Genomic DNA, 23620 nt, shown 5'->3' with positions numbered 1-23620 from the left:
TGCACGGTACAAGGAGAGAGATTCTGGAAATAGAGTGGATTTCTGCTCGAAATCGTCATCGGAAGGAGGCGCCGTGAGGCCCGCGGATCGCCACGAAAAAATTGTGAAACTCGTGCATAAGGCGGGCGAAGTCAGCGTCGATGACCTCGCGCAGACGCTCGGTGCGTCGCGCGAAACGATCCGACGCGACCTTGCCAATCTCGATGCGATGGGGCGTCTGAAGAAGTTTCACGGCGGTGCCCGCGTGCGTTCCAACACTTCGGTCGAGCCGGCTGTGGAGGGCCCCTTTGCATTGCGCATGGCAGAAAATCTACCCGCCAAGCGCAAGATTGCCCATGCCGCGGCCAGCCTGCTTGCGCCGGGTGATGCCGTTTTTATCGACACGGGAACGACCACACTGATCCTCGCCGAGGCGCTGGTGGATCTTCCAGCACTTGTCGTCGTAACGAACTCCTGGCGGATTGCCGCCACTCTGTCGGCAAATCCGGATCACAAGGTTTTCCTGATTGGCGGTGCTTATGGCGCGGATGCGGGGGAATCGCTCGGCCAGTTCGCGGTCGAGCAGATCCGCAAGTTCCGCGCCCGCCATGCCTTCCTCACGGTCGGCGCGGTCGACGAGAATGCGGTGATGGATTTCGATGCGCAGGTAACGGAGGTCGCGCAGGCGATGATCGAGCGGGTCGATTCTGTCACGGTGCTGGCAGACGCCTCGAAGTTCGGCAAACGCGGCATTTTCGAAGTTGCTCCCTGGGCCAGGATCGACAGGCTTGTCACCGATGATGCGCCGCCCCGGGCCCTCGCTGAGGCGCTGAAGGGGGGCGGAACGCAAATCGTTGTCGCCTAGGTGTGAGCCTTCAGTAGGTTGTCCATTCGGACCGAACCGAGGAGACTGGAGTTACCAAGCTTCAGCACTCATGGGAGGGTCCGAATGAACATCCACAAGAATGCCCGTCTGACGCGACTGCGTCGAGATGTCAATCGGCGTCCAAAAATCACCCCATATCGGCGTCCAATTTTGGCTCTGACTCATATGTGGAACGGCCCGGTTAGCAAGGTTGTCGTCGCGTAATTCTCCGTCGGACGGTGCAGTCATATGTCCGGCCTGTCAGCGCGGTCATCGACCGCTGGCCACGATGAGATCCGCGATGCCGATCGCCTAATCAATTTTGCGCGCTCAAAGGCACAGTGAGTCAGACGGTCTGATCGGCATCGAGGTGTCGCCCCTCGGGTTCATCACGCTTTCGCACCTTGCTGCTTTATCCCAGCGCCGAGGCCCTGGGAATTCTGTTTCTACGCCGTCGGCGTAGTCGACGGTGGTTGGTAGGTGCCACCCTTGACGAGAAGGGCCCATATTGTGCGCGCCATCTTGTTGGCTAGCGCCACGGCGGCGACCTTGTAGGGTTGTCGTGCCATCAGGGACCCGATCCAGGCAGGTAACTTTACGCCTCTGCGAGCCTGCTTCAGGATAGACGTAGCACCGACAATGAGCAGAGTTCGCAACTGCTTATTGCCTCGCTTGGATATTTTGCCGAGCCGCTCCTTGCCGCCGCTCGAGTTCGCTCGCGGTGTGATACCTATCCAGGCGGCCAGATCCCGCCCGGTTCGGAAGGCTGCGGGATCTTGGACGGCGGCCCGGACGGTCGCAGCGATGATAGGACCAACACCGGGAATGGTCGTCAGGCGGCGGGCCGCATCATCGACCTTCACCGCCGCGACAATTTTGGTGTCGAGCATCTCGATCCTTTCTGTGAGCGTTTCAATTTGCTCGGCCATCTCGAGAAGCGCGGCGCGAGCCGGAGCTGGTAGACGCCTGTCTTGGTCGTCGCGCAGTATGGCAACGAGCTTGGCAATGCAGGTCATGCCGGTCGCGGCGATGATCCCGAGCTCAGCCATGTGGGCACGCATGGCGTTCGCCGTCTGGCTTCGCTGGCGCACGAATAACTCTCGGGTCTTTAAGACCATACCAGCTTGCTCCTCAGCCGATTTGATGGGCACAAAGCGCATCGTCGGGCGCGTTACGGCCTCGCAGATCGCCTCAGCATCCGCTGCGTCGGTCTTGTTACGTTTGACATAGGCCTTCACATAGGCGGGCGGCATCAACCTCACGGTATGGCCAATTTCGCTGATCGCGTTCGCCCAGTGATGCGCACTCCCGCAAGCCTCGAGGCCGACCAGACAGGGACCGAGGCCTCGAAAGAACTCCAGCACCTGCGATCGCCGCAACGTACGTCGGACAGCAACATGTCCGTCTCCAGTGACGGCGTGAACCTGGAAGACCGACTTGGCCCAAATCCAATCCGATCGTGATCGGGCCGCCTTCGGACTCGGCGTAGTGCTTCTGCGCGGCCGCGGCGATGATCTCCTTGCGACCGCGCCAAGTCAGGTGGATCAAAGACCGTCTAACGGCCAGAAACTCCTCCGCGCCGGGGGGGTGAGACCGTTCCCGTCGTTCTCGGTCAGCCTCCAACGATCGACGCCTTGGCCAATCCTCTGCCTGAGGCGGGCGAACGATCCGGCAACGCCCTGTGGTGGCGATGTCGGATCGGGTAGCAAGGAGCGGATACCGGCATTCAATCGGGCGATGTCATTGATCGACCGCATGAGATCCACGATGCGTGTCGCGCGTTCCGCTAGGTGAGCAGCGAGCGACGATTGGGTTTCGCGAGGATTTGGCTGGGTGTTCGTTTCAGTCGTCATCGGCCTTCTCCCTGTGCCGTCCGGCCCCAGCGTTTTCGTGCGGGCAAGGGCGTCCATGTGCGCTCTTTAGATGTGGCGATTTCCTGTCTCATGTTGCTGTCAGTTCAATTCCAGTCTTCGGATATGCCTAGGGCTGAAAGACGATGCGGCAATCGCGCCGGGAAGGCGGTTGTCTCGGCCTGCGCATCGAATCCCGCAAACGCTCTGAGAAACGCTGATCTTGCAGCCGAAAGGGCCGAGGGGCGCAGATGAAGTCGCGCTCCTTCATTTCAAGCGAGATGTTCTTCAGCCTCTGAAACTGCCGAGGCCTTTCCAGGCCTTGTTTATTCTGAGGTAAGCGCGTTCGGCCCCGATCTTGGTGGCGCTCTCCGGTTTCTGGGGCGATCGGGTGCGTTCAGCGCGCGGCGGGGCGCCGACAGCGACGACGCCCCGCCACCTGGTCGACTGTGTCAACCCTTCGGCTCGGACTTGCTGTCGTAGCGCTTCTGCCATTCCTCGAGGATCGCCTTGCGATTGTTGGCAGCCCACTCGAAGTCGTTGTCGATCATCTTGTCTTCGATGTCGGCGGGCAGGTGCGGAACTGGCTTGGCGACGCCCGGCATCGCCACAACGGCGTAGCCGACGTTGTACATCTCGTTGGCTTTCTTGCTGACGGACCAGTCGAGGAGCGTCTTGGCCGCCTCTTCGTTGGCAGTGCCGGCGACGATCGCAGAGGCTTCCATGTCCCAGCCAATGCCTTCTTCGGGAATGATGATGTCGAGAGGCGCGCCTTCCGCCTTCGACTTGGCCGCCCGGAACTCGAAGGAAATGCCGATCGGAACTTCGCCGGCCGCCGCCATCTTGCACGGTTTGGAGCCGGAGTGCGTGTAGGTGGCGATGTTCCGGTGGAGCTCGTCCATGTAGGCCCAGCCGCGCTGCTCGCCGAAGAGTTGCAGCCAGCTCGAAACGTCGAGGTAGCCGGTACCGGACGAGGCTGGATTGGGCATTACCACATGGCCCTTATACTCCGGCTTCGCGAGATCCTTCCAGCTCTTCGGTGCGGTCAGGCCAAGCTTTTGTCCCTCGACGGTATTGAAACAGATGGAGGCCGCTCAGGCATCCATGCCGACCCAGCTTGGCGGCGTGTCCTTGTCGATGAACTTCGGCTTGAGAAGCTCGGCGCCCTTCGGCGCGTAAGGCTCGAGCATGCCTTCGGCCTTCGGGACGAGGAGCGAGGTGGCGGCGAGCCCCCAGAGAACGTCGGCCTGCGGATTGTCTTTTTCGGCGAGAAGCTTGGCAGTGATGACGCCGGTGGAATCCCTGACGAAGTTGAGCTTGATGTCGGGATGGTCCTGATTAAACGTTTCGGCGTAGCGCTTGAGGTCCTCGGCCTCGATGGCAGTGTAGACCGTTAGCTGATTCTCGGCCAATGCAGCCGTCGACATTAGCGTTGCGGCGAAGGCGGCAAGTACGACAGATTTCTGCTGATGCATTTGTATCTGCTCCCCTTTTTCGGCTTTAAGCGCGATGCATTTGGGAGAGGCTTCAACTGGCATTTGAGCATAGCAGATGCCTGGAATTACGCCTCGTCCGACTTGATACTGGAAACCGGCAGTCAATAAGTAAAATCTATTATTTTTATAACATGGAAGGTAGAATTTATACTTTCTGCAGCGTGTCCGGACGTACGTCATGCAGAAAACGCGAGGGTGACGACACCGCCGGCGACGATCGCTGCACAGACGATTCGTCCGAGCCATGGCCTCTCGCCGAAGATGGAAAGCCCGATCAGTGCCGCGATGATTACGCTCGATTCTCGCACCGCCGATACCGCTCCGAGCGGAGCGACCGTCTTGGCATAGATGACGAGGCCATAGGCGGTGACGGCTCCGACGCCGCCAACGAGGCCGAGCGCAACGGTGCGGCTCTCTATGGTGGCCGAGCCGCGCCATTTGCGGGCGAATACGCAGAGTGACACCGGCAGCTCCAGCAGGAAGAGCCAACCCATATAGCCGAAGGGATTGCCACTCAGCCTCACGCCGATGCCGTCGACCACCGAATAGGCGGCGATCAGCAGGCCGCTGATTGCCGCCACGCCGACTGCCCGTGGATCGGCCCCGGCGGCTCCCCTCTGGATCGCGAGATACCCTATGCCGGCCGAAATTGCCGCCAGGCCGGCCCAGCCCGTGGGCGAAAGGTTCTCGCCAATCAGGAGGAATGAGCTGGCGGCCACGAGCGCCGGTGCGAGTCCGCGGGAGATCGGATAGACCTGCGACAGGTCACCGATCCCGTAGGAGTGGAAGAGGAAAACGTAGTAGCCGTAGTGGATGACCGTCGACAGGAAGATGCAGATCCAACTGGCTGGCGCCGGCGGCTCGGCAATAAGTACGAGTGCCGCGCCGAGCACGGTGTGCATGGCGGAAACCGCCGCAAGCACGACGGCGCGGTCTGTCGCCGCCTTGACCAAGGCATTCCAACTCGCATGTAGGAAAGCCGCGACAAGCACAATGGTAAGCGCAAAGGTTGACATGGGCCAAACCCGGGGCAGGAGGGGTGGAGCGGTGAAAGATCAGCCGCCGAGTCGAGCGCATTGGGATAGGTGCAAGTGCACGGACTTTTCTTGGAGATCCCGATGGACGGGAGCAAGGGCGCCGAGGCGGCGCCCTCGCGATTATGATGTAACGTTCTCGTTGAGGGCCATGGCAGCGAATAGGTCTTGACGCTGGTGTAGCTCTTCATTGTTTCGTCTCCCGCGACACGTCGAAGAATGTTGCCAGCTCCGTGATGCTCACGGAGCCGTCGGTCGCGACGCGCCTTAGTATTTCGTCGTGGCGGCGCGGCGCGAGCGCCCGAGGTTTTGCGAGTCGGACATGCGGCAACATCATTCGCCAGGGCAAAGAAATGTTGCAATTTGTGGAAACTGGTTCGTTTGCGACGAAGCTAGATGCGGATACGCTCGCCGGAAGGGTCATAGGCGCAGCGCTCGACGGCCCTTGCTCTGCTGCGGCGGCCGAACGCCTCTACTTCGATTTCACTGAGCGCCATGTCCTCCCCCTTGAGATATCCGAACACGAGCGAAGCGCCGACGGTGTGGCCGAAATCGCCGCTGGTGGTCATGCCGACGACGCGGCCGTCCACCGACATCGCTTCACCGCCATATACCGGCAGAGGCTCATCGAGCCGGAAGCAAGCGAGTTTGCGGACGATGCCCCCCTCCTTCTGCGCGGCGATCGCGTCGCGACCGTGGAAATCGCCCTTCTTCATCGACACGGCAAAGCCCAGTCCCGCCTCCAGGGGCGAGTCGTCGGGAGTGATGTCGGCGCCCCAATAGAGGTAGCGCTTTTCCATGCGCAGACTGGAGATCGCCTTGTAACCGACGTCGGCGATGTCGAACGCGGCTCCCGCCTCTTTCAACAGCTCGTAGACGTAAGCCATGTATTCGGTCGGCACATGTAGCTCCCATCCGAGCTCGCCGACATAGGTGACGCGCGCGGCCATGACCGGCGCCCAGCCGATACGGATGTCGCGACACGTCATGTAGGGGAAGGCGTGGTTGCCGACGTCATCCTCGCTCACCCTGGCAAGGACGTCGCGCGAAAGCGGGCCGCACAGGTTGATGACGCCGTAGGCGCCGGTCACCTCCTGCACCTGAACCGAACCGTCGCGCGGCATGTGGCTGCGGATCCAGCCGCCGTCGCGCGTGCCGAAGGCCGAGCCGGTGACGACATGGAAGACATCCTCGCGTCGCCGCATGATGGTGAGGTCGGCCTCAATGCCGCCGCGCCTGTTGAGCAGTTGCGTGTAGATCACGGCGTTCTCACTGCGGTCGACATTGGCGGCCGCCAGCCACTGCAGGTAACGAAGCGCACCCGGGCCCGTCACCTCGAATTTGGAGAAGGACGATTGGTCGACCAGCGCCACACGCTGGCGCACGGCACTGTGCTCGCGGCCGATGACCTCGGCGTAAGGTGCGCGCTCGAAGGTTTCAAGCGGCGGTTTTGCTTCGCCGGATTGCAGGAAATAGTTGGGTCTCTCCCAGCCGAACTTTACGCCGTTGACGGCGCCTTTGGCCGTGAGGGTCTCATAAAGCGGTGAGCGGCGCAGCGGCCTGCAGGCCGAGCGTTCCTCTTCCGGCCAGGCGATGGCGTAATATTTCGAATAGGCTTCGATGGCGCTGTCGCGCAGATAGGCAAGTCCGCCGTGCGGCCCCCCGAAGCGGCGAAGGTCGAAGGCCCAGAGGTCCATGCCAGGATCGCCTTCCAGGATCCAGTTGGCCATGGCGCGGCCGGCGCCGCCCGAGGCTGCGATTCCGGAAGTGAAGCCGCAGGCGACGAAGAAGTTCTCGAAGTCGCCGGCAAGGCCCATGACCGGCTCGCCGTCGGCGGAGATCGGGATCGGGCCGTTGACCACCGAGCGCACGCCGAGTTCGCCGAGCATCGGAATGCGGTTCGAGGCGCCTTCGATCACTTCGGCGATGCGCTCGAGGTCGTCGGCGAACAGCTCCTGGCCGAAGCTCATCGGCAACTTACCGAGGCCGTAGGCGGCGCGCGTCTCCTTCTCCCAGCCGCCGATCGCCATCGCGCCCGGCTCGGGCTTGACGTAGAAATTGGCGTCGGGGTCGCGCAGCGTCGGCAGGTCGTCCGGCACCAAGGGCGATTTCTCGGTGACGAAGTATTCGTGCTCGACCACGGTGATTGGTAGATCGATGCCTGCGAGTTCGCCGAGCTGGCGCGCCCAGAGGCCCGCAGCGTTGACGACGATCTCGCAACCGATCTCGCCTTCACTCGTCTTCACGGCGGTGATGCGGCGGTCTTTGATAGTGAAACCGGTGACGGTGACCCCCTCGACGATGCGCACACCGCCGGCGCGCGCACCCTTGGCATAGGCATGGGTCAACGAATAGGGATCGACATGGCCGTCCGAGGCGATCCAGGTCGCACCGCGTAGCCCCTTGGTGTCGATGAGCGGGAACAGCCGCCTGATCTCATCGGGGCCGATCAGTTCCATGTCGAAGCCGTAGCTCTTGGCGGCCGTATGGGCGCGCTTCAGTTCCTCCCAGCGCGCGTCGGAGGCGGCAAGCCTGAGGCTGCCGACGTTCTTCCAGCCAACGTCCTGGCCGGTCTCGGCGCCGATCCGGGCGCAGAGGTCGGCGCTGTACTGCATCAGGCGGGTGAGGTTGACCTTGCTGCGCAGCTGCCCCATCAGCCCGGCGGCATGCCAGGTGGAGCCTGCGGTCAGCGCGGTTTTTTCGAGGAGGAGCACATCCTTCTCTCCCGCTTGGGCAAGATGGTAGGCGATACTGGTGCCGATGGCGCCGCCGCCGACGATGACGATGCGGGCGTGCGCGGGAACTTTGCTAGACATTTTCGGCCTTTCCGGATTGAGCTTACGACAGCGAGAGATTGCCGGTTTGTTTGCCCGTTGAGACGGCCTCCCGCCGGCGCAACGCAAATTCGTCAGAGGTCGAGGACGAGCCTTGGTGAAAGCGCGCGTGAGCAGCAGGCAGTGAGGTATTCCTGCCGTTCGACTTCGGAGAGTGCCTCGTCGCGATGATCGGGAATGCCGTCGAGGTAGCGCACCATGCAGGAGCCGCAGATCCCCTGCCGGCAGCTCGTCGCGATACCATGTCCGCGCTCGGCCAGCGCTGCGAGCAGCGTCTTGTCGGCCGGCACTGCAATGACCTCGCGGCTCGAGGCTATCTCGACCTCGAACCCTTGGTCGCCGTCGCCCAGGCGCTCGTTGGGGACGAAACTTTCGACATGTATCTGATGACGCGGCCAGCTTTCGGTCGCCTTGCCAAATGCCTTGAGGAACCCTGCCGGGCCGCAGGCATAGACATGGGCTCCGGCGGCAGCCTCGCCGACCAGTGCGGCCATGTTGGGACGGCGGGCGGGATCGTTGCCGTCGTGATGGAGCGCTGCGCGGCCGGCGGCGACTTCGTCGAGAACGAGCGCGCGGAACGCTGTTTCTTCGAGAGCGCGCGCACAGACATGGGCGAAATAATCCGCCTCGGCCTGCCGCAGATGATGGATCATCGCGATGATCGGCGTGATACCGATGCCGCCGGCGATCAGGACATGACGCCGGGCATCTTCGGCCAGCGCAAAACCGTTGCGCGGCCGGTCGGCGCGCACCACGACCCCGCGCGCAAAAGTTCTGGCCACCTCCAGCGAGCCGCCTTCGCCCTGTTCCTCGCGCTGGACGGCGATCCAGTATTCGGACGTCCGGGCGGGGTCGCCACACAGCGAGTAACAACGCGAGCGGCCGCTTGGCAGGTGGAAGTTGAGATGAGCGCCCGCGTCCCAGGCCGGCAGGTGCTCGCCAGAAGGGGAGACCAACCTGTAGGCCGAGACTCGCGCAGTCAGCGCCTCGATATCGGCGACTTGCAGCAGGATTTCCGGCCTGGAGAGCATGGCTGGCACCATCATGGGAGCATCATGCGCTCATCCGCCGGGCATACCAGCGGATATAGCGATCGACGTTCTGCTCCTTCGTCGGCGAATAGGGGCCGGGGTCGAAGCCGGGCGAGGTGACGCCGATCCATTGCCGGCGGCAGATCTCCCAGTCCTCCGACATCACCTGATCGTGGAAGGCCGCGACCTTCTCGGGATCATAGTCGCGGCCCTCGACGGCCGCCTCATCGACAAGCCAGTAGCCGCGCACGATCGTTTTCGTCGGCGAGACCGGAGTGATCCGCACCGTATGGGCATAGTCGGAGTTCGCGTGGCACCAGAAATTGATGTTCGTGTTGGCGCGGGCCGTCCCCATGTCGGGGTCGGCGAAACCGGCCATCAACACGTTGCACACCAGCTGGCCGTCCGGGCTTTCGGTGACCATACCCTTGCGCACCGGCGTGCGGTTAGCACGGAACCATTCGGCGGTGTTGTTCGACGAGGTGTTGACCCGGGCGACGTCGAGGCCCGCCTTTTCCCACCGGATCGTGCAATCGGCGAGGCGTTCGGCGATCTCGCCTTTGAGCGCCGGATTATCATTCTCGGTGTCGTACTGAACCGAGACGTAGCCGTGATGGTTGGCCTCGCAATGGTAGCACTCGCGGTTGTTCTCGACGACGATCTTCCAGTTCACGTCGAGATGATAGTCGCGGATGAGCGCTATCTTCGCGCGGGCGACGCCCTGGGATTTCAGGATTGGCGAAAGGTGGTCGCGCAACTCGCTGAACGGGGAAGGCGTCTCGGAGAGATTGACGAAGATCAGTCCATCCGATTCCTCCGCATGAACCGGCTTCAGCCCGTGGGCGCTCTTGTCGAATTCTTCGCCCATCATCGGTGCGCCGATCAGCGCGCCGTCATGGGCGTATGACCAGGAGTGGTAGGGGCAGACAAGACGCGCAGCCGTGCCCTTTTCCTTGGTGCAGATGATCGAGCCGCGGTGTCGGCAGACATTGTGATGGGCGTGCACCTTGCCACTACGGTCTCGCACGAGGACGACGGGCGCACCACCGACATCGAGCGTGATATAGTCTCCGGGCTTCGGCAACTCGACCGTGTGGCCGGCAAAGAACCAGTTGTTGCGGAAGATCTTCTGCTGCTCGGCGGCAAAAATCTCTTCGCTCAGATAGAACTCGCGCGGCAGCCCCTTCCCAGGACAATAGGTCGAAAACATATCCATTTCGGCACCTCTCCAACAGAACCTTGGTCGAGTGGAGGCGAGGCTACATGCCTCTTGTTCCGTCGCGCAAACGCGAATACCTTTGGGTCAGAGCAAGAAAATCTAAGGGTGCCATGCCTGCCGAACGCGTTCCCCTGAACTGGCTCCGTGCCTTCGAAGCCGCCGCCCGGCTCGGCAGCTTTGCGGCTGCGGCCGCCGAACTCCATGTGACGCCGTCGGCAATCAGCCAGCATATTCGCGTCCTGGAGCAGCGTCTTGCGAAGGACCTGTTCGACCGCCATGCAAACGGTGTCAGGCTCACAGGCCCCGGCCGCCGATACGCCGAGGATCTGGGGCGCGCCTTCGCGCTGATTGAGGAAGCGACGCAGAAGTTCAACGACCGGGGCGCGCGCGACGTGCTTGTCGTGCACGTGCCGACATCATTTGCCAGCCAATGGATTGCCCCAAGGCTCGATCTTTTCCGTGCTTCGCACCCCAACATCGATCTCAGGTTGACGGCGCTTGATCAAGGGCAGGGCAAGGTGGATGCCGAGATCCGCTACGGCTGGGGCAACTGGCCGAGACAGGAGGCCGTCTTGCTGATGCGCGACGAGATCTTTCCGGTTTGCGCGCCGAAGGTTGCGGCCGAGCTCCCGAGCGCCGGTGCGCTTTGCGGCAGCGATCTCCTGCATGTGCCGGGCTATGCGGAAGACTGGGACGCCTGGCTCGCCCACGCCGGCATCGCGGACATCGACACCACTGCGGGTGCTGCCTTCGATCAGTCGATTATGGCGATCCGGGCGGCGATCGAAGGCAAGGGCATCCTACTCGGACGCTCGACGCTGATCGAGCGGGAGCTGCGGTCCGGCCTGCTCGTCGCCCCGTTCAAGGAGCGGCTTCAGAGTTCGGGGGGATACTGGTTCGTGGCCTCAGCGCAAAAGGTCAAAATGCCGAAGGTTTCGGCGTTCCAAGACTGGCTGCTGCAGACGGTCTCCGCAGCGGGAGCCGGGGAGCACTGAGTGCCCCAAACGCGGAATTTCGCCGCATTCGCTCACAGCGCGTTCCGTAGGCGCTTTGTCTGCCCGAGTATGCATGCGGGTGAGATTCGACAGTGCACCTATGACCTCTGCCGGCCCGTGCAGGACGGAGGTCGTAGCACTGGCTGGATTTTCCGAAAAGACCGCCGCTGGAGCAGGGCTGACGGGGGGGAGCGGTCGTTCTTGGCTTTTGAGGATGACACGCGAGAATTGGAATAGGAGCAACCGATGGGAAAGGATGTGTCGCTTGGCAGGTAAATGGGTTCATCCTCAATTTCTGTGATTCAGCGGCAGCATTCTCGCCCTCATCAGTTCTGGGCCGGCGCGACCGTACATTGCTCGCTTCAGCATCTTGAGGCGGTTGATCTGCCCTTCGGCTTGACCGTTGCTCCACGGGAGTTCGATCGCATTTTTGACGGCATCAATATCCCGGCGCAAAACGCTGGCGAAACGCATGATTGCCGTGAGTTCGGTATCAATGGCATCATCGATCCATTTATCCAGTGCCTCCGAATTCCTGCTGCGCAAGATGCCGTTGAAGCGCATGGCCAAGCCACGCATTATGGCGAACGCTGTCGAGCCCTGCTTCAATGCATTGACCTTTCTGGCCTGACGATCTGTCAGCAGACCGCGCGGTTTTATGCACAAAGCTGCGGCCACCACAGACGAGATCACATGGCCGGTTTCAGGATCGCGGACGGGTTCTGAAACATCCACATCGGGAGGCGGGTCGTCGGGTTGGATGTTTTCGACTTCACGCCACACCTTCAACAAGCGCTCCAGATTGGAACGGCTGCCCGTATAGCCGCGGTTCTTGATATCGTAAAACAGATGGCGCCCAATGCGGTTTCCATTCTTCCAGCGTTCAGCCAGAAAAGTTTCAAAATACAATGGCGATGTCGGATTCAATGCTGCCCGGTTTCTGTCTCGAGGTGCGTTAGAAGTAAGCCAATTCGCGATGCTGCGGCGCTCGTATCCGGTCCGCCTTGCAATCTCGCTGTAGGTGAGGCCCTGCTGGCGCAAAGCTTGAAGCGTCTCAAATATTTCCTGACGGGATTGTCTGTGCGCCAAGCGGGCGCGGCGGTGTCGTGCCGTAGCGCTGGCGATAGCATCTTCGGAGAGAATGGGTCTCACATGGGCGTGACCATAAACGCTCATCTGTTCCTTGATCGCCGCCCTGAGATTTTGGACCAGATGAAAACGGTCAGCCACCTGGCGGGCCTGCGGTGCGCCCTCCCGGGCTGCCTGGGCATACAGGCCACAGCGGTCTCGGCTAACAACCTCGATAGTCGGACGTTCTTGCAACCATGCTCTTGCGCTCTCAACGCTGCGGTCGTCCAAAACATCGACGACCGATTGACGCTCAAGATCGACCATGATCGTGCCGTACCGCGAGGAATGCCGCCAGCTCCAATCATCAATACCCACAACCCGAATATTGTCTTTTTGCATGGACGCCGGATTCTTGCGCTTCAATTGCCGCAAGATCGTGTCGTCGCTGACCGGCATGCCGAGCCGATGCATCAAGTGCTCTCCGGGGCGACCGCCCATCCTGTGGCCAATCAAGCCTACAATCTCAGTCATCCGTTCAGTTCTTCGCATGTAGGGTGAAGCAATCTCGGGCAACCTGTCGGTGAAGGTTCGTCGCCCGCATTTCCGGTGTCTACACTGCCACCGGTTCAGCGCGAGTTTGATTTTCACAGCTTGACCCTGAACAGGCAAGTCCTGGAGGCGGCGGTTGTGCCAGCCATGCCGATGCCGGCTTCGCGTTCCGCAAACCGGGCAGATACCGACAGGTTTCGCAGCGGCAGAAACAACCCAGTTTTCTTCATCTTGAAAGGTGATACCCAGAACTTTGACCCCTGGGCCGGGTGACCATTTCAATTGCGCTCGCATCACCGCAGATAGCAGTCGCGGCGCTAACACTCTGTTAACCACAGAAATTGAGGAAGAACCGCGGATTGTTGGAATCGCGAAGGTGGGTATCGGAATAGTCAATGTCGTCAATCAATCGGTCAGGATCGGCATCTGCAGGCCGGCGACAGTGATCATCACACCGAGATAGACGGTAGTCCATGCCGCCTGAACGGTGGTCTCGTAGACGGTGTTCGCCATTTCCCAACCAGCCAATGGCGGGATCGCGACAAAGCCCGCCGGGGCATTTACCGGAAGGGTGCCATACTGTCCGTCAGTTCAGCGCTCCAGATGTAGTAGAACGCGATGGCGACCGCTGAAACGAGCACCCATACGCCCGTGACGGTGGTCTTGGAGAGATCATCGGATCAGTCTGTAAACTGAGAGAGGATCTGAAGGAATCAGCCTGTAGGCTGACGTATGCTTTCTAAAAATCAACCTATAACTTGCGTCGCAACAACAGAGCGTGAAGTTCGGTTGAAAAAGAACGACGGATCCTTGGTTCGATCGGGTTCACATCAGGATTTTGGGGTCAAGGGTTATCTAGGTGTTTAGTACCCAGTCATCTCCAGATACCCCCTCCCGCCGACGTTGCCGCCAAAGCTGATCGGGCCTTCCCAATACGGTGTGGACGTTGCCATCCATGCTTGGTCGTTCAACGGCCTGGTCGTGACATCAAAGCCGCGACTGGGAATTCGTACGTTCCAGGCCACTGGAATCCGACGCCCTGCGACCTTGGCAGTCCGGACGGGAACGATCTGGAGAGTTCCCGCGGGTAAGGGCTCCGGTCGGCCCTCGGCAGTGATCCAGGTCGCCGAGGTAAATCCCTCTCCAGCGTCTCGAAGACGGAAGCCCATGAGCTTCTCCCCTGTATCGAGATGCAGCGAGAACCAGTCCCAACCCGTCTGATCTTCCGCGAGCGGCTGTGACGACCACTCGCGGTCAAGCCAGGCCTTCCCCGTCACGGCGACATTCCCGGTGGGCAGCGCAAGCGAGCCGGTCACCGCGTAGAACGGTTGCGAATAATAGTAGCTGGCCTGTCCCTTCGCCGATTTCACCGAATAGCCGTTATCGCCATGCGGCACGAGCGGGCCGGTGGCCGACAGGCGGAGTTCGTAACTGAAGTCCTTTGCGGCTGCAGTCACGTTGAGTTCGGCCAGCTGATCCGATCCCGGGGCTGCAAGTCCCTTCATCTGCCAGTCATCGATCCAGGCCGAGAAAGGCTCCGCGACAACGCCAGCCTGTCCCACTCCCCCGCGTGAAATACGTTCTGCCACGAAGTGGTCTCCGGAAGTCGTGACGGCTGCGTGACCCATCCAAAGCTGTGGGCTCGACCACCCGTTCGCCTCCCTTGGAGCAAGCGCTGACCGGAAAAGGGTCCACTGCGCGCCGTATTGCGTCCCGTCGGGAGCTTCAAGATTGGCCGTTAGATACCACCACTCTATCCGGAAGTCCGTATGTGGGCCGTGGTCGGCGGGGAAACGGAACGGCAGGCCGGGCTGCGGAACCGAAAACCCTTCGGCCGCCGAGCCGAGGCCAGCAAAACCCTCGGAGGCCGCTTGGCTTCCGGACAAGCTGGCCATGGTCATCACCGCCAAGGCGATCGCAATCGATCTAACGCTCACTGGCGAATACCTTCAGAAGTTCCGACGGCGCGAGCCCCGCCAGCCGGCGAAGCGGGATGAATACGGAAACGACCGCAGCGGCGAGCACGACGAGACCGAGCCTGACCCACTCGTAAGGAAAGATATGCATCGGCAGACGCCAGCCGAAGGCTTCGACGTTCACCACCGCGAGAAGAACCCACGCCAGCGCCAGGCCGAGTGGCAAAGCGGCAATAAATGTCGTCAGCCAGAGCACCAGCGGTCTCAGAAGCTCAAGAAGAGCGAGATCGCGTCTTGTGACCCCCATGGCCCATACGGGCGCAAGCTGCGGGAGGCGCATTTCCGAAAGCGTGAGGAGGCTTAAGAACATAGCCAATGCTGCAACCCCAAGCGTGAATATGTTCAATGCGCCAGTGACCAAAAATGTGCGATCGAAGATCCGCCGTGACTGTTCCTTCAGTGCCGCCTGATCGACGATGTTATCCGGTGGTAGCCCGAATTCGCCCGAGAGGCTCGCCCGCAGGTCGGCAACCTGATCAGGCTGGACCCGCAGACCGTAGCGCAAGCGCGAGACTTGCGGGTACCGAGAGGTCAGGGCGTTTATTCCGGCGATGACTTGGCCCTTTGGGTTTCCATAATCCGAATAGACGCCGACAACCGTCGACTTCCAGTCGTTGGCCAGATCTAGCTGATCGCCGATGCGGAGCCGCTCCCGCCTCCAGAACTGTTCGTTGACCAACACCCCTTCCCCGGAAGCCACCCGATCCCAGACGTCCGGCAAGCCGGCGATCAGGGGCCAGTGCTTCCGGTAGGTCGGATCGTCAACGACGCCGAAGATCTGCATCGACTGCCCCCGGATCTCGGCGTCTACGCTGGAGATCGGCAGCACCGATTCCACCTTCGTTGCGAGCCATGCCCTGAGCCTGTCTGCCTCGGGCTCGGTCCGGGCGGCGACGTAAAGCTCCGCGGCGAGGCGTTGGTCGAGCCAGCCGACGAACGTGAGACGGAAGCTCGACACCATGGTTCCGACGCCTACGTTTGCCGCCAGAGCAAGAAGCAATGCCATGAGGGCAAGGGAAAGTCCCGGGAGTTGCTGCCGGGTGTCGGCGCAGAACCACGTGACGAGCGCACCCGAAGACGTCCGCTGCATCACGGTGAGGAATCCGGAGAGCACGGCGGGGAGAAGTAGTGACGCCCCGAGCAGAAGACAGCCAAGGATGCCAAAGCCCGCCTGGAGTCCATCAGCCCACAGAAGAAGAGCTCCCGAGAGGGCTAGCAAAGCCGCTGCGGCCAGCACCTGAATCCGCCGCCCCGCTTGGGACGATCGTCCCCATACCTGGGGTTGGGCCACCGCGAGCAAAGGCACCCGCATCAAGCGCAACAGGCTCTGTGCCGACGAAACCAATGTTCCGGCCATTGCGATGGCAAAGCCCGAAAGCCACCACTCCGGACGCAGGGAAAGCGTGCCGGGCACGCTGGCTCCGTAAAGTCCTTCGAGGGTTGCGGCCACTCCGGGCAGCAGCAGTGACGCGACCAGATATCCGATAGCGACTCCGACCGCCCCGGCGGCGAGGGCGAAAAGGACCAGCTCGGCGAGCAGCAGAACCGCAAGCACCCTCAACGACACGCCAAGACAGCGAAGGGTTCTGAAGGTGGGCCGCCGTTGCTCGAAGGCGAGGCCGATCGTCGAGTACACGATGAACAGCCCGACGGCGAAGGCAAGCAAGCCGAAAGCCGTCAAATTGAGATGAAAGCTCTCGGTAAGTTGCTCGATGTCTGTTTGTGCGTTCGGCTCGCGAACCGTGAGCGCCGGGACAAGCGCTCCAAACGGCTCCAGACCGGGACGTTGGTTTTCGGCGATCACAATCCGACTGAGTTCGCCGTCTCTTCTTAGTAGACTCTGGGCCAAACCAATATCGACGAAGGCGGCCCCGTCCAGCATCCGATCCGAAACACGCAGTGCGAGGTCGGTCTGCCCTCGTATTTTTTCCGCTGTTCCAGGAGAGACAACCAGCGTGCCCGGAGGCGAGATGAAGGAAAGCAAGTCCCCGGCATTCCCCAGATCGACGGTCTGCGCCTCCGCTGGCATCGTCAGGGGCTCGATGCCGATCACCCTTAACCGGGTGGTTCCGAACCGATAGTCCCCCTCCAAAACTGGCGACACGTTCCAGCCCGACCTTCTGAGCCGCACGAAGGCGGACTGGGGAAGCGAGCCGCCGTTCGGAGAAACCAGGTTTGCCAACCCGTTCTGGTCGAGCGCAATCGCGGCGCGGGCGTAGCTCGCGCGGGCTTCTGCGTTGATCGCCTGCACTCCGGACCACAGGGCAGTCGCCAGCGCCAGGCCCGACAAGAGAGCACCGAACTGCAGCGGCCGTCGTCGCCAGTGGGACAGGAGTGCCGTGGCTAGGGTCCAAGTCGTCATGTGATTTTCCCGGACCGCAAATGGAGCTGCCGATCGAGCCTATCCGCCAGTCTTTGCGAATGCGTCGCCATGAGCAGCGTCGATCCGGTTCCCTTCGAAAGCGAGAGCATCAGCTCCAGGACAGCGTCTCCGTTGGTCTCGTCCAGATTTCCTGTGGGTTCGTCTGCCAGAACCAAGCCGGGACGCGCGGCAAGCGTCCGTCCGATCGCCACTCGCTGCTGTTGTCCGCTGGAAAGCTGCTCGGGATATCTGGTCAGCAATGGCCCGATTCCGAGGCGCTCCACCAGTTCATTTTCCCAAGCGGGATCGTGGCGTCCCGCAAGCTTGGCGTGAAAGGCTAGGTTCGCCGCCACGTCCAGTGAGGGGACAAGGTTGAACTGCTGAAATACAAGGCCGACTTCTGTCCGCCTGTAGGCGGCGCGTCCCCGGTCATCCAGCTTGGAGATGTCGCGGCCCCCGACCACGATCTCGCCTGAGTCCGGACGGTCGAGGCCGGCTACGAGATGCAGCAGGGTGCTCTTACCACTGCCAGACTCCCCTGTCAGGGCAACGCTGTCTCCCGCCCCGAGATCGAGATCGATCCCTCTCAACACTTCAAGCCGCCCTTCGGCAGTCTCATAGGACTTACTAAGATTGCGGAGTGCGATCACCATGGCGGCCAGGATCAGGACGATTGCACATATGTAACGCTCCATGGCCGCTTGGAAAGGCCCACGGCGAGGAGATGCGAATGCCGACCTCTTCGAAGGTCGGGTTCTTCGCAGATCGGCTCGTCGCAAAGACGCCGAGCGAATGCATGGAGGCCACCACATCGCCGAAGAGGCACCGATGAAGTGCTTGCAGCGCTCGCCGATTTTCTGCGACCTCCATGCAATCTCAAGCATCGCGAGAGGAACCAAATGCGTCTGAAAAACTTTTGTCTGCTGAGGTCGCGAGCCGCGCCAGCCAAGCGTGACAAGGCGGTGAACACAGATGTCCTTTTGCAGCCTATGATCGTGATCGACGATTTTTGCGGTCGAGTGCGATGGTGCCCGCTCGATCCGCAGCGGAAGAAATCGGTGGGTTGGTGGAGATGTACTGGGGACGGCAATGGCCAGCGATAGACTGTCGACGTACAAGCAAAAGCGCGATTTCAGCCTGACCAAGGAGCCGAGCGGATCGCGTAAGCTGAACCCGTCCAATCGGCGGCGCTTCGTCATTCAGAAACATGACGCCACGCGGCTTCACTACGATCTCCGTCTCGAGCTCGGCGGCGTCTTCAAATCCTGGGCCGTGACGAGGGGACCGTCACTCGATCCCCAGGACAAACGCCTGGCCGTCGAGGTCGAGGATCATCCGCTCGACTATGGCGACTTCGAAGGCACCATTCCGAAGGGCCAGTACGGCGGCGGCACGGTGATGCTATGGGATCGCGGATATTGGGAGCCTCAGGGAGACAGGACGCCGGAAGAGGCGCTCGCCAAGGGTGATTTCAAGTTCACGTTGGAGGGAACGCGGCTGCAAGGCAGCTTCGTGCTCGTTCGCATGCGGCACGATCGCGATGGTGGCAAACGGACCAATTGGCTCCTGATCAAGCATCACGATGATTTCTCAGTAGAGCAGAATGGTGCGGCGGTCCTTGAGGAGAATGACACGTCGGTCGCCTCCGGACGCTCAATGCAGGTGATCGCATCGGGCAAGGGCAGGAAGCCCAAACCCTTCATGTTAAAGGGTGGCGCGGTTGATGCGGACGCCGTATGGGACAGCAATCGTGGTTTTGCAGCCGAGGCGCGTGAGGCAGGAACCAAGACCAGGAAAAAGCCGACACCCGGCAAGCGCCAGAAATCCGGCATGCCCGACTTCATCGAGCCGCAGCTTTGCGAAACGTTGGCACGCCCGCCAGCGGCCGAAGGCTGGATCCATGAGATCAAGTTTGACGGCTATCGCGTCCAGTTGCGGATCGAGAATGGCAAGGTAACGCTAAAAACCCGCAAGGGTCTCGACTGGACCGCTAAATTTTCCGCGATCGCCAGATCAGGAGCAGTCCTTCCTGATGCAGTCATCGATGGGGAGATCTGTGCACTCGACGCAAACGGCATGCCGGATTTCGCAGCACTTCAGGCAGCGCTTTCTGAAGGCAAGACCGACGCCTTGGTCTATTTTGCATTCGATCTTCTGTATGCCGGCAATGACGATCTGCGTGACTTTGGGCTGGCGGAACGAAAGAACCGGCTGGAAACGATGCTGTCGGAAGCGGGCGACGATCCGCGCCTGCGTTTCGTCGTGCATTTCGAGACTGGCGGTGATGCCGTCTTGCGCTCGGCCTGTCGGCTTTCGCTTGAAGGCATCGTTTCGAAGAAGTTGGATGCGCCTTACCAGTCCGGACGCACCGACACCTGGGCGAAATCGAAATGCCGGGCGGGTCATGAAGTCGTCATTGGCGCCTATGCCAAGACCAACGGTAAATTCCGCTCTCTGCTTGTTGGCGTCAATCACGGCGACCATTTCGTCTATGTCGGCCGGGTCGGGACAGGCTATGGCGCCAAGACCGTCGAAGCCCTGCTGCCAAAGCTGCAGGAGCTGAAGACAGCTAGGTCGCCCTTCACGGGCATCGGGGCGCCCCAGAAGGATCCGAATGTCGTCTGGCTGAAGCCGGAGCTTGTCGCCGAGATCGAGTTCGCGGGCTGGACGGCCGACGGTCAGGTGCGCCAGGCCACCTTCAAGGGGCTGCGGGAGGACAAGCCGGCTGCCGAGGTCGAGGCGGAAAAGCCGGTGGCACCTGCGAAAGTTGAAGTGCCCGATCCATCGACGGCAAACCCCGCGCCCAATCGTTTCCGCAAGGACGGGAAGGCGGAGGTCATGGGCGCGCTGATTTCGAGTCCGCAAAAGCCGCTCTGGCCGGATGGCGGCGATGGGAAGCCGGTGACCAAGGTGGATCTAGCCCGCTACTACGAAGCTGTCGGATCCTGGCTGGTCGACCATATCAAGGGGCGCCCTTGTTCGATCATGCGAACGCCAGATGGCATTGGCGGGGAACAATTCTTCCAGCGCCATGCCATGCCGGGGACGTCCAACCTCTTGGAGTTCGTCAAGATTTTTGGAGACAAGAAGCCCTATCTGCAGATCAACCGCGTCGAGGGCCTTGCGGCCATCGCCCAGATCGGTGGTGTCGAACTGCATCCCTGGAACTGCGAGCCCGGTCAGCCGGAAGTGCCCGGCCGCCTGGTGTTCGACCTGGACCCGGGGCCGGCCGTCGAATTCTCCAACGTCATTGAAGCAGCGCGCGAGATTCGCGATCGGCTGGAAGAACTTGGACTCACCAGCTTCTGCAAGACGACGGGCGGCAAGGGACTGCATGTCGTTACTCCTCTTGCGGCGGCACGCGGAAAGAAACTGAGTTGGGATGAAGCGAAGGCTTTTGCCCACGATGTCTGTGAGCGGATGGCCCGCGACAATCCGGAACTCTACCTGATCAAAATGGCGAAGAATCAGCGCGAGGGCCGCATCTTCCTCGACTATTTGCGCAACGACAGGATGTCGACTGCGGTCGCCCCTCTGTCTCCGCGGGCCCGTCCCGGGGCTACGGTTTCGATGCCGCTTACCTGGACACAGGTCAGACAAGGCCTTGACCCGAAGCGTTTCACGATCCGAACCGTGCCGAAGCTGTTGAAGGCGACCACGGCTTGGCAGGATTATTGCGACGGGCAGCGACCGCTTGCAGAGGCGATCAAGCGACTGGAGACCTGAACGTGAGAAGATGTTCGGCGTATCGAACGTGGTCAGATGCATCGGTAGGCGGGTCCCAGAGCGGTACGGTATGGGGCTTTGGGGGCGTCGCTCTGGGACCACTCGCACTCACGGCGGCGGGGCGGGCCGCTGTTCCGTGGGCGCTTTGCCTGTCCGAGTATGCATGGGGCGTGAGATTCGACAACGCACCTACGACCTTTGCCGGTCCGTGTCGGACCAAGGTCCTACTCCTGGCTGGGCTTTCCGCAGAAGTTCCATTTTTCAAGTGAGCGTGGGATCAATCGTGCTCATGGAGGGCTTGCTCCTTCAAGCGTCGTCAGGACGCGCAACGAAAAGGATGACCTCCTTGGCGGAAGCCATCCTTGCACACGATCCCGACGGATCATCATCTGGATCGCTTTCGCGCGTGCACTAATATAGTCGTTAAGGCGCAGCATTGTTCCCGCAGTTAATGGGCGCGCTTCTTCGCCTCAAGGCTCTTTTTCAGAGCGGCCATCAGATCGACAACGTTGTCCTTTCCGCCGATTGGCGCTTCCTTTGTCTTGGCCCTTGCCGACTTCTTGATCGACTTCTTCTTGAGGGCAATCAGCTCGAGCAGTCGGTCCTGCACCGGATCGGTGATGAGGTCGGGCGACCACGTCTGCGTGTGCTGTTTGATGAGCTGCTGCATCAACGGCAAGAGGCTGAGGTCTGGTTTCTCCGCCTTGATGTCTGAGAAATATTCCGTCTCCGGTCGCACCTCATCGCCATAGCGAAGCGTCCATAGAACGATGCCTTCGTCGCGCGGCTCGAGCATGACGGCGTGCTCACGGCGGCCGAAGACCAGCCGCGATATTCCAACCATGTTTTCGGCTTTCATCGCTTCCCGGATGACCGCAAAAGCTTCCTCTCCGACCTTGTCGTTCGGCACCAGGTAGTGAGGCGTGTCGAGCCAGATCCATTGAATGGACTCGCGTGGGGTGAACAGATTGATGTCGATCGTTCGCGTGCTTTCGAGGCCGACCGCTGCAATCTCGTCGTCTTCCAGGATGACGTAATCGCCGTCGCCGCGCTCGTAACCCTTCACCTGGTCGCGGTCGGCAACTTCCTTGCCGGTGACGCTGTCAACGTATCGGGCGACAACACGGTTGCCGGTGGTGCGGCTCATCGTGTGAAAGCGCACCTTTTCGGATTCACTGGTTGCCGGCGACATGGCGACCGGGCACATGACCAGCGACAGCTTCAGATAGCCTTTCCAGTAGGGTTTGACGGCCATCGATCAGCCAGCCTTTCTGCGGGTCGACGGCTTTGCCGCGGCGGGCTGCTGTGCGGCTGCGGCGCGCTTTGTGACGGGCTTCGACGCCCGAGCGGATCCGAAGCCGGCGCTCATGCGCAGCGCTTCCATCAGGTTGGTTGCGGGCTCGGGCTTCGAAACCTTCTTCGGGGTGATGGTCCGGCCTTCCATCTTCGCTTTCACCAGCTCGGCGAGTGCCGCGTCGTAGCGGTCGTCGAACGTCTTCGGATCGAACTCGCCCGTCTTCGTCTTGACGATGTGCTTGGCGATGTCGAGCATCTCGCCTTCGATCTTGAGCTTGGGTATTTCGGCGAAAGCTTCCTTGGCCGATCGAACCTCGTAGTCAAAGTGGAGGGTGGTCGCGATCAGGCCGTCGCCGTGGGCGCGCACCAGCACCGTGCGAAGCCGGCGGAAGAGCACGGCCTGCGCGATGGCGGCTACCTTCGATTGTCGCATCGCGTCCCTGATCAGGACGAACGTCTCGGCGCCGAAGCGATCCGGCGTCAGGTAGTAGGGCTTATCAAGGAAGACGTCGTCGATTTCGCTGCACGGCACATAGGTCTGGACGCGCAGCGTCTTGTCGCTCTGTGGGGTTGTTGCTGCGATCTCATCCGGTGCGAACACGACATAGAGGTTGTTGTCGACCTCGTATCCTTTGACCTGGTCTTCGCGCTCGACGACGCCATAGGTCACCGCGTCGACGAACTCTCGCTTCACCCGATTGCCTGTTTTTCGGTTCAAGGTGTTGAAGCTGACGCGCTCCGACGTCGACGCCGCACTGTGCAGCGCGACGGGGCAGGCGACCTCGCCAAATTTCAGAAAGCCCTTCCAAAGAGCACGTCCGGCCATTTCGATTTCTCCAGGTAAATCCGGATTCAACGGAGGCAGATTACGTTTGTTCCGGCTAATACGCGAATCAATTGTGGCGGTTAGTGGGCTGTCGATAGTAGGATGGACCTGTCCACGAGTATTGCATTGGAGGAGTCTGTTGCACCAAGCCAGGAGTAAGGAGGCGGTGCTGTGAACACGAAGCTCCACATCGACGGGTCATTCCAGGCCATGCACCAGGCGCTCGACGAAGCCAATCGAGCGTTCGAGAGCGGCGGCGCCGATCTGCACCGAGACGCGCTGCAGCGCCTCGGCCGCGCAGTGATGAACTCGCTTGCCGAGATCATCGAAACCGACGGCGGCACGGATGGTTACCTCTACGATGCCGAAGGCATCGCTCAGGATATTGAGGCTTGTTACCACAGGCTAATCCAAGAAGAGGAAGCAGCCGAGCCGGATCAAGCGCCGCAGCAGACAAGCCACGGGACGCTCAACTTTCGCCAGCAGGGAGTAGGGCGATGATCACCGGCAC

Annotated in this window: 15 protein-coding genes and 3 pseudogenes; 4 read left to right on the top strand and 14 right to left on the bottom strand. The window is 61.2% G+C overall.

The features are described 5' to 3' along the window. The first annotated feature begins 34 nt into the window (after window positions 1–34). A complete protein-coding gene (locus tag BC360_RS15380) occupies window positions 35–844 on the top strand; it encodes a DeoR/GlpR family DNA-binding transcription regulator (protein ID WP_320416829.1) in 810 nt (269 codons plus the stop codon). Window positions 845–1290: 446 nt separating this feature from the next. On the opposite strand, the pseudogene BC360_RS15375 reads toward BC360_RS15380, so the two are convergent. The 8 genes and pseudogenes from BC360_RS15375 to BC360_RS15345 all read right to left on the bottom strand — a co-directional run bounded on the left by BC360_RS15375 (window position 1291) and on the right by BC360_RS15345 (window position 10305). Further along, window positions 1291–2308, bottom strand: a pseudogene (locus BC360_RS15375) (IS110 family transposase). Window positions 2309–2388: 80 nt separating this feature from the next. Further along, a complete protein-coding gene (locus BC360_RS32525; protein ID WP_065795798.1) occupies window positions 2389–2697 on the bottom strand; it encodes a hypothetical protein in 309 nt (102 codons plus the stop codon). Window positions 2698–3146: 449 nt separating this feature from the next. Further along, window positions 3147–4169, bottom strand: a pseudogene (locus BC360_RS33055) (putative 2-aminoethylphosphonate ABC transporter substrate-binding protein). Window positions 4170–4366: 197 nt separating this feature from the next. Next, the gene (locus tag BC360_RS15360) at window positions 4367–5206 is read right to left on the bottom strand and encodes a DMT family transporter (protein WP_065795797.1); all 840 of its coding nucleotides are present in this window, start codon (window positions 5204–5206) and stop codon (window positions 4367–4369) included. A gap of 214 nt (window positions 5207–5420) precedes the next feature. Beyond that, a pseudogene (locus tag BC360_RS31585) lies at window positions 5421–5558 on the bottom strand (DeoR family transcriptional regulator); the annotation flags it as partial. Window positions 5559–5616: 58 nt separating this feature from the next. Next, window positions 5617–8040 carry a GcvT family protein gene (locus BC360_RS15355; protein WP_065795796.1) on the bottom strand — a complete coding sequence of 808 codons (2424 nt, stop codon included), beginning with the start codon at window positions 8038–8040 and terminating at the stop codon, window positions 5617–5619. Window positions 8041–8132: 92 nt separating this feature from the next. Then, the gene (locus tag BC360_RS15350) at window positions 8133–9104 is read right to left on the bottom strand and encodes a PDR/VanB family oxidoreductase (RefSeq protein WP_083222573.1); all 972 of its coding nucleotides are present in this window, start codon (window positions 9102–9104) and stop codon (window positions 8133–8135) included. Between the two features lie 7 nt (window positions 9105–9111). After that, entirely contained in the window at window positions 9112–10305 is a 1194-nt protein-coding gene (locus BC360_RS15345) for an aromatic ring-hydroxylating oxygenase subunit alpha (protein WP_065785867.1), read from the bottom strand. A gap of 113 nt (window positions 10306–10418) precedes the next feature. Here BC360_RS15345 and BC360_RS15340 point away from each other — a divergent pair, with 113 nt between their 5' ends. Next, window positions 10419–11303: a LysR substrate-binding domain-containing protein gene (locus tag BC360_RS15340; RefSeq protein ID WP_065785866.1), complete on the top strand. Its 885-nt coding sequence runs from the start codon at window positions 10419–10421 to the stop codon at window positions 11301–11303. A 288-nt stretch (window positions 11304–11591) separates the two neighbouring features. Here the strand turns inward: BC360_RS15340 and BC360_RS15335 are convergent, their stop codons facing one another. From BC360_RS15335 to BC360_RS15320, 4 genes are all read right to left on the bottom strand, one after another. Further along, a complete protein-coding gene (locus BC360_RS15335; protein WP_139110062.1) occupies window positions 11592–13217 on the bottom strand; it encodes an ISL3 family transposase in 1626 nt (541 codons plus the stop codon). Window positions 13218–13786: 569 nt separating this feature from the next. Next, window positions 13787–14818 (bottom strand): lipocalin-like domain-containing protein, encoded by a 1032-nt coding sequence (locus BC360_RS15330; protein ID WP_167590839.1) that lies wholly within the window; start codon window positions 14816–14818, stop codon window positions 13787–13789. A 31-nt stretch (window positions 14819–14849) separates the two neighbouring features. After that, window positions 14850–17261 carry an FtsX-like permease family protein gene (locus BC360_RS15325; protein ID WP_065795794.1) on the bottom strand — a complete coding sequence of 804 codons (2412 nt, stop codon included), beginning with the start codon at window positions 17259–17261 and terminating at the stop codon, window positions 14850–14852. Beyond that, complete coding sequence (locus BC360_RS15320) at window positions 17258–17956, bottom strand: ABC transporter ATP-binding protein (protein ID WP_083222571.1); 699 nt, start codon at window positions 17954–17956, stop codon at window positions 17258–17260. The genes BC360_RS15325 and BC360_RS15320 overlap by 4 nt, the downstream gene beginning before the upstream one ends. Window positions 17957–18350: 394 nt before the next feature. Here BC360_RS15320 and ligD point away from each other — a divergent pair, with 394 nt between their 5' ends. Next, a complete protein-coding gene (gene ligD, locus BC360_RS15315; protein ID WP_065795793.1) occupies window positions 18351–20987 on the top strand; it encodes a DNA ligase D in 2637 nt (878 codons plus the stop codon). A 448-nt stretch (window positions 20988–21435) separates the two neighbouring features. Here ligD and BC360_RS15310 read toward each other — a convergent pair whose 3' ends face one another. Together BC360_RS15310 and BC360_RS15305 are read right to left on the bottom strand one after the other, a co-directional pair. After that, complete coding sequence (locus tag BC360_RS15310; RefSeq protein ID WP_065795792.1) at window positions 21436–22242, bottom strand: Ku protein; 807 nt, start codon at window positions 22240–22242, stop codon at window positions 21436–21438. Window positions 22243–22245: 3 nt separating this feature from the next. Further along, on the bottom strand, window positions 22246–23109 hold the full coding sequence (locus BC360_RS15305; RefSeq protein ID WP_083222570.1) for a Ku protein: 864 nt from the start codon (window positions 23107–23109) through the stop codon (window positions 22246–22248). Window positions 23110–23280: 171 nt separating this feature from the next. On the opposite strand from BC360_RS15305, the gene BC360_RS15300 reads away from it, so the two are divergent. Then, the gene (locus BC360_RS15300; protein ID WP_065795791.1) at window positions 23281–23610 is read left to right on the top strand and encodes a hypothetical protein; all 330 of its coding nucleotides are present in this window, start codon (window positions 23281–23283) and stop codon (window positions 23608–23610) included. Window positions 23611–23620 lie beyond the last annotated feature (10 nt).

This window comes from Ensifer sp. LC163, assembly GCF_001695855.1.
In the GTDB taxonomy this organism is placed as follows: Bacteria; Pseudomonadota; Alphaproteobacteria; order Rhizobiales; family Rhizobiaceae; genus Ensifer.
Note: the sequence above shows the minus strand (reverse complement) of the source record. Positions and strands in the feature narration are given on the sequence as shown.